Genomic DNA, 16,654 nt, shown 5'->3' on the forward strand with positions numbered 1-16,654 from the left:
GCTCAGCGGCTCAGCAGATCAGCAGGAAGGCGTCCCACTCCTCGGCGGCGTCGCCGGTGCCCGCCGAGGACGCCCGCGCAGCGGTACGGGCACGGGCGTGGGCGTGCAGGGCGAGGGCAGCGCCTGCCGTCCCCTCCAGGAGGCCGGGCGGGTCTCCGGCGCCGAGTGCCGTGTCGAGCCGGCTCGCGACGGTGGCGGCGAGCGCGGGCAGACGGGCGGTCAGTTCGGCGGAGCCGGAGTCCTCGGCCATCCGCTGGGCGATCCGCAGCAGGCCGCCGGTGCCGTGGCAGAGTCCGGGGCCCTGGAGGTTCCAGCCGGCGGGGTCGCGCAGCGTGTCGGTCAGCGCCGCGACGGCGGTGGTCCGCCAGTCGGAGCGGCCGTGGGCCGCGCCCGCAAGGAAGAGCGCGCGGGCCGCACCGGGGGTTCCGTAGCACCAGGCCGCCCGCGTCGGCTGGTCGGCCGGCAGCCGGCCGGCCTCCTCGTCCTCGACGCGTACGGTCATCGGCCAGGACCCGCCCACGCCGGGCCGATCCCCGGCCGGGTCGGGGCCCATGGGCACCGGCTCGGTCGGGACGGGCCTGTCCGGGTCGACCGGGCCGGGGATCCGCCGGGCGGCGAGCCAACTCGCCAGCGCCTCGATCGCCTCGTCCTGCCCGGGCACCTCCACACCGCGCAGCCGGGCCAGCGCCAGGAGGGCGAGCGGGCCCGGGACCCCGTGGGCCAGGCCCAGGTTGAGGTGCCCCCGGGGGAACCCGGGATCCGCGCCGGGCAGTCCCGGTCCACCGGCGGTCCACCAGCGCGGCAGCACACCGCCGGTCGGCTCGGCCAGCGCGACCAGCGCGGTGAGCAGGTCGGCCAGTGCCGGTCCGGCCGGCTCCAGCGCGAGCAGCAGCCGGCCCAGGCCCGCCGCGCCCGAGACGGCGTCGAAGGTGTGTGCGCGCAGGCCCGTGCCGGCGGCCAGATCGGCGCGCAGGTCGGCGACGCGCCCGGCCGCGGCCTGCCGGACCCGGGGCGTCAGCCCGTCGAGCAGCGTGCGGTACTCGCCGGGGCGCCGCGCCATGGTGCGGGCGGCGAAGGCGATCGCGGCGGCGCCGGAGAAGAGTCCGCCGCCCCGCATCGCCCCGGGGGCTTTCACGGCGGCCGCGAGGTGCCCGTGCGCGGCGCGGCGCAGCGCGGCGTCGTCCTCACGGTCGGCCAGTACGGCGAGCGCGAGCGCGGCGCCGCTGCGGCCGGCCCCGAGCGCGTGCGCCGCTGGGGGCGGCGCGGACGCCGAGGGCGTCGTGGTGCCGGCGGCCGGTTCTTCGAGCGCACCGGGCCTGCTGAGCGACTCGGCCACGGCGCGGATCGGATCCGTCGTGTTCATCGCCCCTCCCGCGGGCTGGAGCGGCGGGCCCGGTGGGCCTCGACGGCGCCTCGGGCCAGTGCGTAGGCCCGGCGTTCGGCCTCGCGGTCGATCCCGATCAGCCGGTTGTGGCCCATGTGCAGCAGCGAGGCCAGCACCGGGTCGGCCGACGACGGCTCCACCCGGGACGCGTACCGCGCGAGTGCGACGGCCCGCTGCCGCCAGGCGTCGGCCAGCGCGGGGTCGGCGGGCAGCAGGCCGCCCGCCGGGACGGTCGGCCCGTCGGGGCCGATCGCCCGCAACGCGGCCGCGCGCTGGGCCCGGAACGCCTGGTGGTGGCGCTCCGACTTCGGATAGACCCCCGCCAGCCAGGTCCCGACCGAGGGCACGCCGGGGACGGCCGGCGCGACGGCCTGCCGGTCGGTGGGGAGGCCGGTGGGGAGGTCGGCGGAGAGACTGGTGGGGAGGTCGGTGCGGCCCTCGGGCCCGTCGTCAGGAACGCGGTCTCCCACCGGCTGCCCCGCTGGCTGCCCCGCCGACTGCCCCGCGCGGCCGGCCAGGAAGGCCTGCGCGGTGCCGGCGAGGTTCACGGCGGCGAGCAGGTCCCGGGAGAGCGAGCGCTCCGCCCGGGCCAGTCGCAGCGCCGCCAGCGCGACCAGGCTGTCGGCCTGGAAGACCCGTTCGGCGTCGGCGAGCACCTCGGCGCCGCCGTAGCGGTCGGTCTCCGGCGCGTACCCCTCCAGGCGCAGGTCGGCGGCGAGCCCGGCCCGGTGCAGCTCCCGCACCCAGTCGTGCACGGTGGGCAGCAGTCGGGCGGCGAGGACCGGCGGCGCACCGTGGAAACGCAGCCGCAGATGCGGCGCGGAGTCCTGATAGCGGATGAAGAACCAGCGGTCCACGTCGGCGGGCAGGGCGTCGAGCAGCCGGGGCAGGTGTTCGACCAGGATCTCCTCCTGGCGCGCCTCGGTGGCCGCCAGCCGGGCGAACAGCCAGGATCCGCCGGGGAGTTCGACGGTCCGGTCGCGCCGGGCGGGCAGCGGGCGGCGAGGTCCGGACGCGGTCGGCCCGGTCGTGCTGCGGCGCAGCGGGACCACCAGTTCGGCGGTCCGCGCACCATCCGGTCCGCACAGCCAGCCGCCGTCGCCGGCCGGGTTGGGGTCCTCCTGGAGCACGGTGGGCTCGGCGGACCGCGCCTGGCTGTGCAACAGCCGCCGGTGCCACGGGAGGTCGAGGTCCAGGCTGATCCGCTGGTCGCCGCTGATCAGGCGGACGGCGGCCGGCACTCCCCAGCGTCGGCGCCAGCGGGCCAGGCCCTCGTCCCACTGCTCGAACGGGGCGGAGGCCGCCGGGACGGGCGCGGTCAGCCGCCAGGTGGCCGGGGCCAGCACCACCCGGCCCCGGCGGACGCGCGGCAGCACGGGCGCGCTGCTCGCCGCCCCCCAGTCCCAGGGCTGCCAGGGCCGTTGCCCGGTCAGCGTCACCTCCTGGAGGAAACGGGCCGCGTTGGGCGCACCGCTGCGCAGGTTGAGCACGTGATGGGTGGCGACGCGGACCTCGCGGCCGAGGCGGCGGGAGTACACCGCGAGCCGGTCGGGGTCGGCCAGCACGACCAGGTCGTCCAACGGAAGTACGGAGGGGCCGCCCGGGTCGGCGAAGGCGCTGACCACCACCCGGTGGTCGAGCCAGCGCGGGGTCAGGGCGATGTTGGCATGGCGCGCGCGGTACGGGGTGAACTCCAGGTGCGCTTCGAGTGCGCCGTGGTCGCCGGATCCGGTGGGCCCAGCGGACTGCACGGACCCGGCGGCCTCGGCCAGCAGTGCCCCGCCGGCCGCCGCGGGGTCGTCCGCCGACCGGCCCGGGTCCGCGCCCGGTTCGGCACCCGGGCCGCGGTCGCCCCCCGCACCCGCGAGCAGGGTGGCGAAGCGGCCGAAGGTGGCTCCGGCGCGGTCACTGCCGGCGACAGGGGAGAGCACGAGTCGGAAGTCCCCGGCGTCCAGCGCCTCCAGGGAGTCCGCCGCCAGTTCGGCGTACAGCTCCAGGGATGCGGGCGGGGTGTCGACGGCGCCGCCCGTCTCGTCGCGCGGCGGGGCCAGCCGGGCCAGCAGGTCGTCGTCCAGGAGCACTTCGGGCAGCGCGCCGTCCGGCTCCCGGTCGGCGAGGGCGCCCGCCGCCAGTTCGGCCAGCAACCGGTCGCGGGCCGCGTCGGCGTCGGTGCGGGCCCGGGCGGGCTGGGGGTTGGCCGTGCCGCGGGGGCCGGCCGGGCGCCGGTAGCCGGCCGGCGGGCCCAGGCCGGTGTCGGGGTCGAGCAGTTCGGCCAGTGGGACGGGGCTGTCCGTGCCGTACCGCTCGACGAACTCCGCGTGGTACGCGCGCAGGTGCTCGGGCCCGGGGGCCGGCGGCGACAGGCGCCAGAGGAGCGCGGCGGTCCTCTCCAGCTCGGTGCGGACCTGGTCCGGCAGGACCACCTCGGCGTCCAGGGCGAGATCCGCGTGGAGCGGGCGGTCGGCCGGGGCGAGCCGGGTCATCCGGGTCCGGAGTTCGCGCAGCAGGTCGGTGGCCTGCCCGCCGGGCAGGGCGGCGGCCTGCGCCAACGCGCTCCGGACGGCCGCCAGTTCGGGGTGCACCGGGTGGTCTGCGGGTATCCGGTCGAGCACATGGCCGAGCAGGTCGGTGCTGTCCGCCGGAGGCGTCAGGTCGGTGAGCAGGAAGCCCTGGCCGACCAGCGAGCGGACCAGGGCCGCGACGGCCTCGGCCGGGGCCGTGGGGAAGTCGGCGGTCAGCGCGGCCAGCAGGTCGCAGTGCCGGACCGGCTCGGCGGCGGTCCGGATCGCGGCCCGGACGACGGCGGTGGCCCGTACGGTCCGTTCGGCGACCGGCTCCGCCTCGGCACCGGCGGCGGCGGGCCGACGCTCGGGCAGGTACGGCAGCACCAGGCGACCGCCGCGCAGCCGGGCCTGCTGGTCCACGGCCAGCCGCAGGCCGGGCAGCACCGCAGGGTCGGTCCGCAGCCGGTCGAGCAGCGGGAGCAGCCAGCCCAGGTCGGGCCGCAGGGCGCGGCGGTCGGCCCCGCCCCAGCGGACCTTGGCCGCCGCGCCGAAGCGCGCCGGCACCACCGCGGCCATCAGCCCGAACGGCGTCGGCCGGGTGGCCATCCGCAACCGGTAGCGGCTGACCGCCTCGGCCGCCCGGCGCAGCGCGGCCGGGCGGGGCACGGTGCCTGCGGCGACCTGGTCGAGTAGGTCGGCCAGGGAGGGGCTGGAGAGCTCGATCGCCTCGCGCAGGGCCGGGTCGGCGGCGGCCTCGGCGAGGTACGTCAGGAGCGCGGTCTCGGCGGACCCCGGCGCGGTCTCGGCGGACCCCGGCGCGGGGTGCGCGGGGTCGGCCGGGACGGTGTGGCGGTGCGAGCGCGGCAGCGCGGGTGTCCGCAGCAGGACCGGGCCGGTCGCGGTGAAGAGTCCGTCCTGGGGCGCTCCGTGCGTCTCGACCACTGTGCTCCTCGTGCCTCGGTGCCTCATGCCACACGCCCCGTACCGATGCCGCCACGCGGCTCGCACTCCTGACGGCGGGTCGGGTCGTGTCTACCTCGGCGATCGAAAACTGTCCACCATCGATCGAACTGTTTCGATTTTTGGCTGAGTTAATCCATTCATCCGTGCAGAACCATTGCTGGGCCCATGCAGGAGTGCCTAACGTCCGCTGCAGTCCGCCGCGGTCAACCGTGGCACTGACGAAGGGAGGCCCTCATGGCCGACAACATGCTGGAGCTGTTCGACCTTGACGTGCAGGACCTGGTCTCGACCGAGCTCGGCGAGCAGGAGGAGTCCGCGTTCAGCATCTCCTGTGAGGGGTCCTGCACCCGTCCGTGGTGCATCTAGTCCGGTAGCAGTACCGGCACTACGGGGCGCGGTTGCCCGGACCAGACGGTCCGGGCAACCGCGCCCTCGTGCGTTCAGGCCCCGCCCGGTCTCGGCCCGGCTCAGCCGCCGGCGGCCAGCGGTCCGTGACCCGGCGCCGCCTGACCGTCGTCCGTCACCGGCGCGGGCAGCGGCCCCCGGGCCAGCCGCAGCAGCTCCTGCGGGGTCAGTTCGGCCAGCCGGGCGCGGCCCAGTCGCAGCACCTCCGCGGCCGTGTCCAGCAGTTCCGCCGGTTTCGCCGGGCGCTCCGGCAGCCCGGCCGCCCAGTCGCCGCCGGCCAGCCACTCGCCGACGGCGCCGCGCAGCTGCCCCGTGCCCGCCTCCCGGATCGTGAACGAGAGGTGTACCGACAGGCCCTGGTGGCCCGTCGCGGTGTGTGGTGCCCCGCGCGGCACGTACAGCACCTCGCCCGGCCCGAGCACCGAGTTGAGCGCCACCGCGCCGGGTTCGGGGGCCAGCCCCGGGCGCCAGCGCCCGTCGGCGGGGGCCTCGTGGACCGTCCACTCCTTCTTTCCCGCGAGCTGGACGACCAGCACGTCCGCGTCGTCCCGGTGCACGTCCAGCCCGCGCCGGCCGGCACCCGTCGCGAAGCAGAACGCCTCGGTCCGGCGGCCCAGTTCGACCGCGATGTCGGTGGCCAGCGCGCGCACCGGCGCGTGCCACTGGTCCAGCTGCGGCAGCAGCAGCGTGGCGCCGTCGGCCAGCAGGGCGGCGATCCGGTCAGGGTCGGCGAAGCCCTCCTCCCGGCGCCCGGCGACCACCCGGGTCGTGCAGAACTCCGCGGGCGGTACGACCGCACCCGCCCGGACCATCTCGACGTAGGGCACCCGCAGCAGTCCGCCGCGCAGCGCCTCGTCCAACTCGCCCGGCCGGGGCAGCCCCGCCGGCCAGCCCGCGGTGCGGAACACCTGCGGCCGGCGTTCTTCCAGCGCCTCGGCGAACGTCGCCGCGTCGCCCACCAATTCGGTCAGAACTCGTCCCATCGTCCATCCCTCCGTCCAGCGGCCCACCACCGGTCGACCGTCGCATAACCTACGGATGAACATCTGAGTCGGGTTCAGCGAGAATCCGCCGACCAGCCCGGGATCGGCCAGCTTCGCGCCACGGGGCGACCACCGCGATGTGCTGCGGCGGCCCGTCGCGGGCGGACGGGCCGAGGGGTGAAGCGGGCGAGCGGCGCCGGCGCCGGCTCCCGACCTGCGAGTCCCGCCGCCCCAGGTCGGACGGCCGGCGGCGGCGGGCGCGGCCCGTTCTTGCGGCAGCCCGCCCGCCCTCCGGCGCGACAGGCGGCGACGCCGGGGCGCCGGCCGTCCCGCACCGCCCCGAGGGCGTCGGCGAGCCGTTCCGATCGACTATGACGAGCGTCACACTTCAGCCCCGGTCGGCCGGGCGGCGCCGCCCGGAAGGTCCCGGACAGCGCCGCCGGTGCGTCACACGGTGGCCGTCAGTGCACCTCGGCGCACCCTCAGCGCGCCGTCTGCGGGACACGCTGGCCCGGGACGGCCGGCCTGGCGGCCGTGCGGCCGGCGGCCGGGGCGGCGCCCAGGGCGGTGCCCCGGGTCTCCTCGGCCCACAGCACGCACACCAGCAGGCCGACCACGGTGGTGCCGGCCGCGATGAGCATGGTCGGACCGGTGCCCAGTCCGGACAGCGACAGCGGCAGCAGGTAGGTGCCGACGGCCGCGCCGATCCGGCTCACCGAGGTCGCCACACCCACCGCCGTCGCCCGGATCTCGGTGGGGAACAGCTCGTTGGGGTAGGTCCAGTCGAGGACGTTGGGCCCGCCGCACAGGAAGGCGTACGCGCACAGCGCCGTCAGGGCGACGGCCGCCGGGGCGGTGGGCCACACGCCCAGCAGGGCCAGCGGGACGGCCATCAGGGCGAACGACCAGATGATGACGGGGCGCCGGCCGCGGGTGTCGATCAGGCGCAGGGCCGGGTAGCAGCCGAGCAGGAAGACGAGGCTGATCAGCCCGGTGCCCAGGGTCTCCATCACGGTGCCGCCGGGCATGCCGAAGGAGGAGAGGATCTGCGGGCCGAAGGTGAGCATCGCGAACAGCGGGCCGACCTGGCAGAGGAAGAACAGGCCGCAGAACAGGGTGCGGCGCCGGTAGGGCGGGGTCATCAGCAGGCGCAGCCCGCCGGGGCGGCCGCGCTCGGCCGGGTCGGGCATCAGCTCGCGGCCGTCCACCCGTACGCCGAGGTGCTTCTCGACCACGCGCACCGCGTCGCCGACCCGCCCGTGGGCGGCCAGCCAGCGCGGGGACTCCGGCGTGCCGCGGCGGATCACCAGGAACACCACGCACAGCACCGTGGAACTCGCGAGCATCCACCGCCAACTGCCGGGCCCGGCCAGCTCCAGGAACGCGTAGCCCACCACGTAGGCGAGCACGGAGCCGGCGTACCAGGCGATGATCTGCTGACCGAGCAGCCGCCCGCGCTGTTTGGCGGGCAGCCACTCGGCGAGCAGGGAGGTGGCGATGGGGTAGTCGGCGGCCACGGCCATGCCGAGCACGAAGCGCAGCACGGCGATCGCCCACACCGTGTCGACCCAGAAGGAGAGCACCGAGCAGGCGACCATCACGAGCAGGTCGGCGGTGTACATCACCTCCCGGCCGATCCGGTCGGTCAGCACGCCGAAGAGCGCGCCGCCGACGAACATGCCCACCAGCGCGGCGGCGCCGATCAGGCTGACCTCCGCGGTGGACAGGCCGAGCTCGGGTCGCATCCCGATCAGGGCGACGCCGACGATGCTCAGGATGTAGCCGTCGAGCAGCGGCCCACCGGAGCAGGCGAGGGCCAGTCTCCGGTGGAAGGCGGTATACGGGGCGTTGTCGATGGTCTGGGACATGTGCTGGGGGTCCTCCGGAGCGTACGGCGGCGGATGGCCCGCTCACCGTGCGCCGGGTAGACGGCAGGGAAGGACGCCGTCCGGCGGACGGCGCCATCGCCCGCTCACACCGGGCGACCGTCCACGGTTGCCCGGGTGCGAGGGGGGCGCCACCGGGCCGAAGGTCGGCCGAAGTCGCGACCAAGGTCCCGAAGCGGACAGGACCTCGGACCGTGTCGCGACCCCGTCCGCCCAGTCCTGCCGGGCCCTGTCGCCGTCCGGGCGCCCGCCCGCCCGCCGGGCGTGACCCTTCTCACCCGGAGGCCCCCGAGGACCCCGATCGTGTGACCGGGGTCACGTCGCACCGGTCGATGTCCGGGGGAATTCACCGATCGGGCCGCTCGGGTGCTGCGAATTGATCGGCCGGCGGGGGAGGGCGGGTCGGCCCGGCGGCGGGCGGCCGTGACGAGCTCCGGCGCCGTGCCGGAAAAGGCCGGAGGCCCGGACCGCGAGCTGCGGTCCGGGCCTCCGGACAGGATCTGGGCCGGGCGTCGTTACGAGCCGGCCGTGGCCGCTTCCAGGGTGGTCGCCATGATCGGGCTGGTGAACGTGTTCGTCGCGTCGCCCGAGGAGGGGTGGTAGGAGCCCCACTTGAGGTAGTTGCGGTCGCCGTCCCAGGTGGTGCCCGTGAAGGTGCCCGAGCCGGTGGTGAAGGTCTGCTTCACGCCGTCGAACCAGAAGTCGATGGTGCCGTCGGTGCGGCCCAGGCGGATCTTCAGCGCGTACGAGTGCCACTGGCCGTTGGTGGTCGGCGCCGTCCACAGCGAGTGCGCGACGTGGTCGGTGTCCCACTCCTGGAGGCGGATGCGTCCGGTCGTCGCGTCGATCTCGATCGGGTGGTTCGCCGTGTCGGTGCTCGGCGAGCACTTGAGCTGGAAGACGTAGCGGCTGTTGGAGTCCTGGATGTCCACCTTGGACGACCAGCCGAGGTAGAAGGTGTCGCCCTCCTTCAGGTTGGGGCTGAGCGTCTCGCAGCGCTCCTCGCCCGCGGCCTGGAACGCCCGCCACACACTGCCCTTGGCGGGGTCCTTGACGACGTCGAAGTTCCCCGACGCGCACTGGACGGAGGCGAAGGAGGACGGGCCCTTGCTGGTGCTCGGGGTCCAGAGGACCTTGCCCGCCGCGGCGGCCCCGGTCGGGCCGGCGACGACGGCGGAGCTGCTCGCGGTGGCCGAGCCGCAGGAGATCGCGAGCGTGGCGAGGGCCACGGCGCCGACGGCGACCTTGCGGTGGTGCGACAGAAGGGACATGCCTCTCCCGGGGGGATGAGTGGCCGGAACGGACGCGCCCGGGCCGGCCGGCCCGGGTGCACGGAGCGATTCGACCACCTGACGGCCCGTCGGGCCAGGCGGAAGCACGGGCGGAAGTACCTTTCGGTCACTTCCGCCGGTCGGCTCCAGCCGTAGCCGTAGCCGTGGCCGAGGGCGCCGCCACGGCCACGGCCACCGCCCCGCTTACGGGGTGCGCCGCTGCGCCCCGCCCGACTCGCCGTCCTCGCCGGACCCCTCGTCGTAGGAGGAGGTGCCCTCGTCCAGCAGCGGCTCCTGCGTCTTGAGGTGTGCGGGGGCCAGCGCCCGCAGCGTGTGGTAGCCGGTGATGACGACCAGGGTGCCCAGCGCGATGCCGCTGAGGCTGAAGGTGTCGGTGAACTTCAGGGTGACGTTGCCGATGCCGATGATGATGCCCGCGGCGGCCGGCACCAGGTTCAGCGGGTTGCGCAGGTCCACCTTGGACTTGATCCAGATCTGCGCGCCGAGCAGGCCGATCATGCCGTACAGGATGACGGTGATGCCGCCGAGCACCCCGCCGGGGATCGCGGCGACGACGGCGCCGAACTTCGGGCAGACGCCGAACAGCAGCGCGAAGCCGGCCGCGGCCCAGTAGGCGGCGGTGGAGTAGACCCGGGTGGCGGCCATGACGCCGATGTTCTCGGAGTAGGTGGTGTTCGGCGGGCCGCCGAGCGCGGTGGAGAGCATGGAGCCGACGCCGTCGGCGGAGATCGCGACGCCGAGCTTGTCGTCCAGCGTCTGGCCGGTCATCTCGCCCACGGCCTTGACGTGCCCGGCGTTCTCCGCGACGAGCGCGATCACCACGGGCAGGGCGACCAGGATCGCGGACCACTGGAAGGAGGGGCCGTGGAAGGCGGGCAGGCCGATCCAGTCCGCCTTGCCGACGCCCGACAGGTCCAGGCGCCAGTGGTCGGTGAGGTGGCCGCCCGCGTCCACCGAGTGGATCTTGCCGAAGACCTGGTCGAACAGCCAGGAGATCCCGTACCCGAAGAGCAGCCCGAGGAAGATCGCCACGCGCGACCAGAAGCCGCGCAGGCACACCACGGCCAGACCGGTGAACAGCATCACCAGCAGCGCCGTCCACTGGTCCTGCGGCCAGTAGGTCGACGCGGTGACGGGGGCGAGGTTGAAGCCGATCAGCATGACGACCGCGCCGGTCACGATCGGCGGCATCGCCGCGTGGATGATCCGCGCCCCGAACCGCTGGACCGCGAGGCCCACCAGGAACAGTGCCGCGCCCACCACGAACACCGCACCGGTCACGGTCGCGCTGGTGCCGCCCTGCGCCCGGATCACCGCGGCCACGCCCACGAAGGACAGCGAGCAGCCGAGGTAGCTGGGCACCCGGCCGCGGGTGGCCAGCAGGAAGATGATCGTCGAGACGCCGGACATCATGATCGCGAGGTTGGGGTTGAGCCCCATCAGCACGGGCGCCACGAAGCTCGCGCCGAACATGGCCACCACGTGCTGGGCGCCGAGCCCTGCCGTGCGGGGCCAGGAGAGCCGTTCGTCGGGGCGGACGACCGCCCCCGGCGCGGGCGTACGCCCGTCACCGTGCAGCTTCCAGCGCACGCCGAGATCCATGGTGGGGGTTCGCTTTCTCTGTACTTCCGGTGAACTGTCCGCACCATTCTCCTGGTCACCGGGCCTCCCGCGCGCACCCGGCCCGGCCTTGACCTGCGCACTCGCGCGGAGCGGGGCGGGGCCCGCGTGTGCGGGAGCCGGCCCGGGCGCCGTCGGCGATGTCCTCGGTACCGCCCGCGGTACCGCCCTCGGCGGCGGCCTTCAGGCCGCTCGGCCAGGCCTCCGGCCCCGGCGGCCGGCCCGACGGTGGCGCAGCCGGCTCACAGCAGCTCGGCCCGGGCGGCCTGGATGCCCGCCTGGAACCGGGTCCGGGCCCCGAACCGGTCCATCAGCTCCCGCACCCAGCGCTGCACCGTCCGGGTGGACACCCCCAGCTGGCGGGCGATCGACTCGTCGGTGAGCCCCGCCGCGAGCAGCGGGAGCAGCCGGCGGTGCCGGTCCTCCGGGTTCTCCTCCGGCAGGGCGGGCAGCCGCATCGCCTGCGCCCAGTACAGCTCGAACAGCCCGGCCAGCGCGTCCAGCAGGGTGGAGGGCCGGATCAGCAGCACGCTCTGCAGCTCGGTGCCCGCGCTGACCGGCAGCAGCGCCCAGCGGTCGTCCAACAGCGCCAGCTTCAGCGGCAGTTCGGTGTGCACCCGGGCCTGCTCCCCGGCCGTGGTGAAGGAGTGGATCTCCGCCAGGCGCTCCGGATCGCGCAGCACCTGGCTGTGGTACACCACCCTGGTCGTCACCCCCCTTGCCAGCAGGGCCAGTTCGGTCTGCGGATCGCTGCGCCGGATGTACGGGGGCCGGTCCAGGACCCGCAACTGCCGGCGCACCCCCTGTTGCAGGGTGCGCCACAGCTCGGCGACCGACCTGCGCCCGCAGATCACCTCGGCCGGCCCGTCGGAGCCGCTGCCGTCCCGGCCCTGCCGGTAGGCGCGCATCAGCTCGCCCATCCGCCCCCGGGCGCGCCGCAGTTCGACCTCGCGCCGCAGCAGCAGTTCCTCCACCGCCACGTCCGGCGGCACCGCCGCCCAGGCCCCGGCCGCGCAGGCCTCCACGAGCCCCTGAGCGGCCAGCGAGACCAGCGCCGCGAGCACGATCGAGGCCTGGAGGTTCATCTGGGCGGCCAACCGCTGCGGGTCGGCGGCCTGGACGCCGAGCAGCCGCAGGTAGAGCTGTTCCTCGACCGTGCCGAGGCCGAGTCCGGCGAGCATGCCCGTCCCCGACACTGCGCCCTCCTCGCCCTCCACCGGCAGTGGACGAGCCGACTGTGCGCCACTCGGTGCCCGAAATCAAGGGATTGATCGGTCGACATGTTCCCGCCATGTCGGGTTCCTGCCCACGCGGCTCCCTTCCCGGCCCGCCCGCGGCGCCCGCAAGCTGGGCGGCACCCCCTCAACCCCCAGTGAAGGAGCCCCCCATGGCCCTTTCCCGCACCGGCCGGCTCGTGCTCGCCGCCCTGCTGGCCCTCCCGGCCGCTGCGGCCGCGACCCCCGCGACCGCCGCCCCCGCCACCCACACCGCCGCGCACGGCTACGGCGCCGCGCACCGCTTCGGCCACGGCGCCCGCTACGACGGCGGAGTCTGGGGCGGCTACGTCGCCCAGGGCAGCGGCTTCCAGAGCGTCTCCGGCTCCTGGACCATGCCCGCCGTGCAGTGCAACACCGCCAACGACCTGTTCGCCCCGTGGGTCGGCATCGACGGCTACGGCTCGCAGACCGTCGAGCAGACCGGTGTCCAGGCCGACTGCTCCAGCGGCTCCCCGGTCTACTCGGCCTGGTACGAGATGTACCCGGCCCCGCCGCAGTACTTCAGCGACCCGGTGGGCGCCGGTGACAGCTTCACCGCCTCGGTGGTCAACGACGGCGGCTCCGGCTACACCCTGCAGATCACCGACACCACCAAGGGCTGGAGCGAGAGCACCCGCCAGCAGCTCGACGGCCAGAACGTCAGTGCCGAGGCCGTGATCGAGTCCCCGAGCCAGAGCTACCCCTCCTTCAGCCGCCTGGACTTCTCCGGCGTCACGGTCAACGGCCAGGTCTTCGACGGCTACTCCCCGCAGGCCATCAACAGCGGCCCCTACACCGAGACCCCGCTCAGCAACGGCTCCTTCGCGATAGTCCCCGCCTGACCCGGCCGCCTGAACCGTCGGCCTGACCCGTTCCACTCGACCCGCCTCCGAGCCCGCCCCGGCCCCCGCCTTCCCGCGGGGCCCGGGGCGGGTTCGCGTCCCGTCGGGACTCATGTCCCAATGAGACATTTCCGGGTGTACGGTGGCTCCCGTGACCACCGAGAAGGCCGAGCACAGCACCGAGGGGCGGCGTGACCGCAAGGCGCGCCGCACCCGCGAGTCACTGGCCGCCGCCGCCCTCCAGCTGGTGCTGGACCGCGGCCTGGCCGCCGTCTCCGTCGAGGACGTCACCGACCGGGCCGACGTCTCCCGCCGCACCTTCAGCCGATACTTCGCCTCCCGCGAGGACGCCGTGTTGGACTGCCTGCGCGCCGACTTCGGCCGGATCAACGCGACGCTGGCGGCCCGCCCCGCCGCCGAGGCCCCGGTGGCCGCCTACCGCGCGGCGCTGCGGGTCTGGCTGGGCGACGAGCGGGACCCGGCCTGGCACCGGCGCCCCGGCGTGCGGGAGCTGTTCGGCCTGATCGCCGCCGAGCCCTCGCTGACCGCCGCCTACCGGCGGATCTGCGTCGACGAGGAGGAGGCCTCCATCCGGATCGCCGCCGCCCGCCTCGGCCTGGACGCGGAGTACGACCTGCGCCCGGCCGTCGCCGTCGGCCTCGGCGTGGCGGCCCTCCAGGCCGCCTCCCGCGCCTGGGTCCGCCACCCCGTCGGCGCCGACGAACCGGATCTGCCCGACCTCGTGGAACGGGCCTTCGACCTGCTCGCCGCCGAACCGCCCCCCGACGGCCCGGCGGCCTGAACCACCGCGCCCCCGGCGCACCCGCACGAAAGGACGTACGCCATGACCGGCACCGACCACCCCCAGGAGTTCACCGGCAAGGCCGCACTGGTCACCGGTGGTGCCTCCGGCATCGGCCTCGCCGTGGCCCGCCGCCTGGCGGCCGGCGGCGCGGCCGTCGCCGTCGCCGACTTCGACCTGGAGGGCGCCCGCAAGGCCGCCGCCGAACTGGAGGCCGCCGGCGCCCGGGCCCTGGCGATCGGGACGGACGTCACCGACCCGGAGTCGGTGCGGGCCGCCGTCCAGGCCACCGTGGACGGCCTCGGCGCCCTGCACCTGGCCGTCAACAACGCCGGCATCAGCGGCGCGAAGGCCCCCACCGGCGCGTACGAGCCCGAGCAGTGGCGCCGGGTCCTGGCCACCAACCTCGACGGCGTCTTCTACTCGCTGCGCTACGAGATCCCCGCCATCCTGGCGGCCGGCGGCGGCGCCGTCGTCAACATGGCCTCGATCCTGGGCACCAACGGCTTCGCCGGTTCGCCCGCCTACGCCGCCGCCAAGCACGGCGTGGTGGGCCTGACCAAGACCGCCGCCCTGGAGTACGCCGCGCAGGGCGTGCGGATCAACGCCGTCGGCCCGGGCTTCATCGACACCCCGCTGCTGAGCGCGGCCGACGAGGAGGCCCGGCAGGCACTGGTCGCCCTGCACCCGGCCGGCCGGCTCGGCCGCGCCGAGGAGGTCGCCGAACTGACCGCCTTCCTGCTCTCCGACCGGGCCTCCTTCATCCACGGCAGCTACCACCTGGTCGACGGCGCCTACGCGGCCCGCTGACCGGCCCGCCACCGGCCCGTCCGGGAGCCGGGGCAGCGCAACCGGGGGGACAGGCAAGTCCGGGGGGACCGAGAGAGGGAGTCCGAAACCCATGAAGGCAGTCCAGTACCGCAGCGTCGGCGCCGCCCCCGAGGTGGTCACCGTCCCCGATCCGGAGCCCGGCCCCGGCCAGGTCCTGCTCAAGGTCACCGCGGCGGGGGTGTGCCACTCCGACATCGCCGTGATGAGCATGCCCGCCGAGCGCCTCTCCTTCCCCCTGCCGCTCACCCTCGGGCACGAGGGCGTCGGCACCGTGGCCGCGCTCGGCGCGGGCGTGACCGGCCTGGCCGAGGGCGAACCGGTCGCCGTCTACGGGCCGTGGGGCTGCGGCAACTGCGCCAAGTGCGCGGAGGGCAAGGAGAACTACTGCCTGCGCGCCGCCGAACTGGGCATCCGCCCGCCCGGCCTGGGCGCCCCCGGGGCGATGGCCGAGTACATGGTGGTGGACAGCCCCCGGCACCTGGTGCCGCTCGGCGGCCTCGACCCGGTCCGGGCCGTGCCGCTCACGGACGCCGGCCTGACCCCGTACCACGCCATCAAGCGCTCGCTCGGCAAGCTGACGCCCGGCAGCACCGCCGTGGTGATCGGCACCGGCGGCCTGGGGCACGTCGCGATCCAGCTGCTGCGCGCGATGACCGCGGCCCGGGTGATCGCCCTGGACGTGACGGAGGAGAAGCTCGCGCTGGCCCGCGGCGTCGGCGCGCACGAGACGGTCCGCTCCGACGCCTCCGCGCCCGCCCGGGTGCGCGAACTCACCGGCGGCATCGGCGCCCAGGTGGTGCTGGACTTCGTCGGCGCCCCGCCCACGGCGGCCGCGGCCGGAGCGATGGCGGCGGTGGAGGGCGACGTGACGATCGTCGGCCTCGGCGGCGGCACCCTGGCCGTCGGCTTCGGCGCCCTGCCGTACGAGGTCTCGGTGTCCTCCCCGTACTGGGGCACCCGCGGTGAGCTGATCGAGGTCCTCGACCTCGCCCGGGCCGGCGCGGTGGACGTGCACGTCGAGACCTACGGGATCGACGAGGCGCCGCTCGCCTACGAGCGCCTGCACAGCGGCCGGATCAACGGGCGCGCCGTCATCCTCCCCAACGGCTGACGGCTGACGGCTGGGGTCCCGGTCCCGCCGCCCCGACGAGGGGCGGCGGGACCGGGGCCGTCAGTGCGGTGCAGCGGTCAGGACCGTCAGAACTGGACGTCGGTGCAGGAGTAGAAGGCGTTGCCGGTGTCGGCGACGTCCCAGACCGCCACCACCACCTGGTGCCCGGTACGACCGCTGGGGAGGGTCGCGGTGTGGGTGGTGGTGGCGGCGGGCTGGCGGCCGTTGTAGGGGACGGTCAGGAAGGGGGTGAGGTCCAGGCTGGCCCGGGTGATCGGCTGGCTGGCGTCGTAACCGGGCTTGGTGAGGTAGTACCTGAAGTTCGTGGTGGAGTGCCGGGCCTCGATGTACCAGGTGAAGGTGAGCTGCTGGCCCGCCGTCACCCGGGTGGTCGGCCAGGTGCCGTTGCGCGGGTCGTCCAGCGGGGCCCAACGGGCGTCCCCGCCGGCGCAGATGGTGCCGTCGGCCGGGCCCCGGCCGGGGAAGCCCTTCGGGCCCTCGACGCTCTGCGGTTCCCACTGGATGTCGCCGCAGTCCCACGGCACCCCGCCCGCTCCGCAGAGCGCGGACCGGCTGGGCGGCAGGTTGATGTAGCCGTGCGACTGGGCGGGCAGGGCCAGCACGAGCGGGAGCGCGATCGCGGCCGCGGCCGCGCCGGCGAGATGACGTTTGCGCATGGTGCTCCTCCGTGGGGGTGGATGGAGTGTGCGCCCGACGTAGGGCGCGCGCGTGGGGGCGCGGCCGAAGATCATGGCATGCCTGCGTCAGGTCGGTG

General features: G+C 75.4%; 13 protein-coding genes. 5 read left to right on the plus strand and 8 right to left on the minus strand.

Features of this window, described 5'->3' with window-relative positions:
• Positions 1 to 10 precede the first annotated feature (10 nt).
• Both ACIP37_RS18220 and ACIP37_RS18225 read right to left on the minus strand, forming a co-directional pair.
• A complete protein-coding gene (locus ACIP37_RS18220) occupies positions 11 to 1,363 on the minus strand; it encodes a lanthionine synthetase C family protein (protein WP_400807772.1) in 1,353 nt (450 codons plus the stop codon).
• The gene (locus ACIP37_RS18225) at positions 1,360 to 4,830 is read right to left on the minus strand and encodes a lantibiotic dehydratase (protein WP_363629408.1); all 3,471 of its coding nucleotides are present in this window, start codon (positions 4,828 to 4,830) and stop codon (positions 1,360 to 1,362) included. The genes ACIP37_RS18220 and ACIP37_RS18225 overlap by 4 nt, the downstream gene beginning before the upstream one ends.
• 255 nt (positions 4,831 to 5,085) lie before the next feature.
• Here ACIP37_RS18225 and ACIP37_RS18230 point away from each other — a divergent pair, with 255 nt between their 5' ends.
• Entirely contained in the window at positions 5,086 to 5,217 is a 132-nt protein-coding gene (locus tag ACIP37_RS18230; RefSeq protein ID WP_363629406.1) for a hypothetical protein, read from the plus strand.
• Between the two features lie 101 nt (positions 5,218 to 5,318).
• On the opposite strand, the gene ACIP37_RS18235 is transcribed toward ACIP37_RS18230, so the two are convergent.
• The 5 genes from ACIP37_RS18235 to ACIP37_RS18255 all read right to left on the minus strand — a co-directional run bounded on the left by ACIP37_RS18235 (position 5,319) and on the right by ACIP37_RS18255 (position 12,233).
• Positions 5,319 to 6,239: a JmjC domain-containing protein gene (locus tag ACIP37_RS18235; RefSeq protein ID WP_363585836.1), complete on the minus strand. Its 921-nt coding sequence runs from the start codon at positions 6,237 to 6,239 to the stop codon at positions 5,319 to 5,321.
• Positions 6,240 to 6,721: 482 nt separating this feature from the next.
• A complete protein-coding gene (locus ACIP37_RS18240; RefSeq protein WP_363585835.1) occupies positions 6,722 to 8,107 on the minus strand; it encodes an MFS transporter in 1,386 nt (461 codons plus the stop codon).
• Between the two features lie 533 nt (positions 8,108 to 8,640).
• Positions 8,641 to 9,396 (minus strand): heparin lyase I family protein, encoded by a 756-nt coding sequence (locus ACIP37_RS18245; protein ID WP_363585834.1) that lies wholly within the window; start codon positions 9,394 to 9,396, stop codon positions 8,641 to 8,643.
• A 204-nt stretch (positions 9,397 to 9,600) separates the two neighbouring features.
• Positions 9,601 to 11,019: a solute carrier family 23 protein gene (locus ACIP37_RS18250; protein WP_363585833.1), complete on the minus strand. Its 1,419-nt coding sequence runs from the start codon at positions 11,017 to 11,019 to the stop codon at positions 9,601 to 9,603.
• 260 nt (positions 11,020 to 11,279) lie between these two features.
• Positions 11,280 to 12,233 carry a helix-turn-helix transcriptional regulator gene (locus ACIP37_RS18255; RefSeq protein ID WP_363629402.1) on the minus strand — a complete coding sequence of 318 codons (954 nt, stop codon included), beginning with the start codon at positions 12,231 to 12,233 and terminating at the stop codon, positions 11,280 to 11,282.
• 191 nt (positions 12,234 to 12,424) lie between these two features.
• On the opposite strand from ACIP37_RS18255, the gene ACIP37_RS18260 reads away from it, so the two are divergent.
• The 4 genes from ACIP37_RS18260 (at position 12,425) to ACIP37_RS18275 (ending at position 15,879) form a co-directional block, all read left to right on the plus strand.
• Entirely contained in the window at positions 12,425 to 13,135 is a 711-nt protein-coding gene (locus ACIP37_RS18260; RefSeq protein ID WP_363629400.1) for a G1 family glutamic endopeptidase, read from the plus strand.
• A gap of 151 nt (positions 13,136 to 13,286) precedes the next feature.
• Positions 13,287 to 13,937 carry a TetR family transcriptional regulator gene (locus tag ACIP37_RS18265; RefSeq protein WP_363629398.1) on the plus strand — a complete coding sequence of 217 codons (651 nt, stop codon included), beginning with the start codon at positions 13,287 to 13,289 and terminating at the stop codon, positions 13,935 to 13,937.
• 42 nt (positions 13,938 to 13,979) lie between these two features.
• Entirely contained in the window at positions 13,980 to 14,747 is a 768-nt protein-coding gene (locus ACIP37_RS18270) for an SDR family NAD(P)-dependent oxidoreductase (protein ID WP_363629396.1), read from the plus strand.
• 91 nt (positions 14,748 to 14,838) lie between these two features.
• The gene (locus ACIP37_RS18275; RefSeq protein ID WP_363585828.1) at positions 14,839 to 15,879 is read left to right on the plus strand and encodes an NAD(P)-dependent alcohol dehydrogenase; all 1,041 of its coding nucleotides are present in this window, start codon (positions 14,839 to 14,841) and stop codon (positions 15,877 to 15,879) included.
• An 86-nt stretch (positions 15,880 to 15,965) separates the two neighbouring features.
• Here ACIP37_RS18275 and ACIP37_RS18280 read toward each other — a convergent pair whose 3' ends face one another.
• A complete protein-coding gene (locus ACIP37_RS18280) occupies positions 15,966 to 16,556 on the minus strand; it encodes a lytic polysaccharide monooxygenase (RefSeq protein WP_363631733.1) in 591 nt (196 codons plus the stop codon).
• Positions 16,557 to 16,654 lie beyond the last annotated feature (98 nt).

It is taken from the genome of Kitasatospora sp. NPDC088861 (genome assembly GCF_044750105.1).
Lineage (GTDB): Bacteria > Actinomycetota > Actinomycetes > Streptomycetales > Streptomycetaceae > Kitasatospora.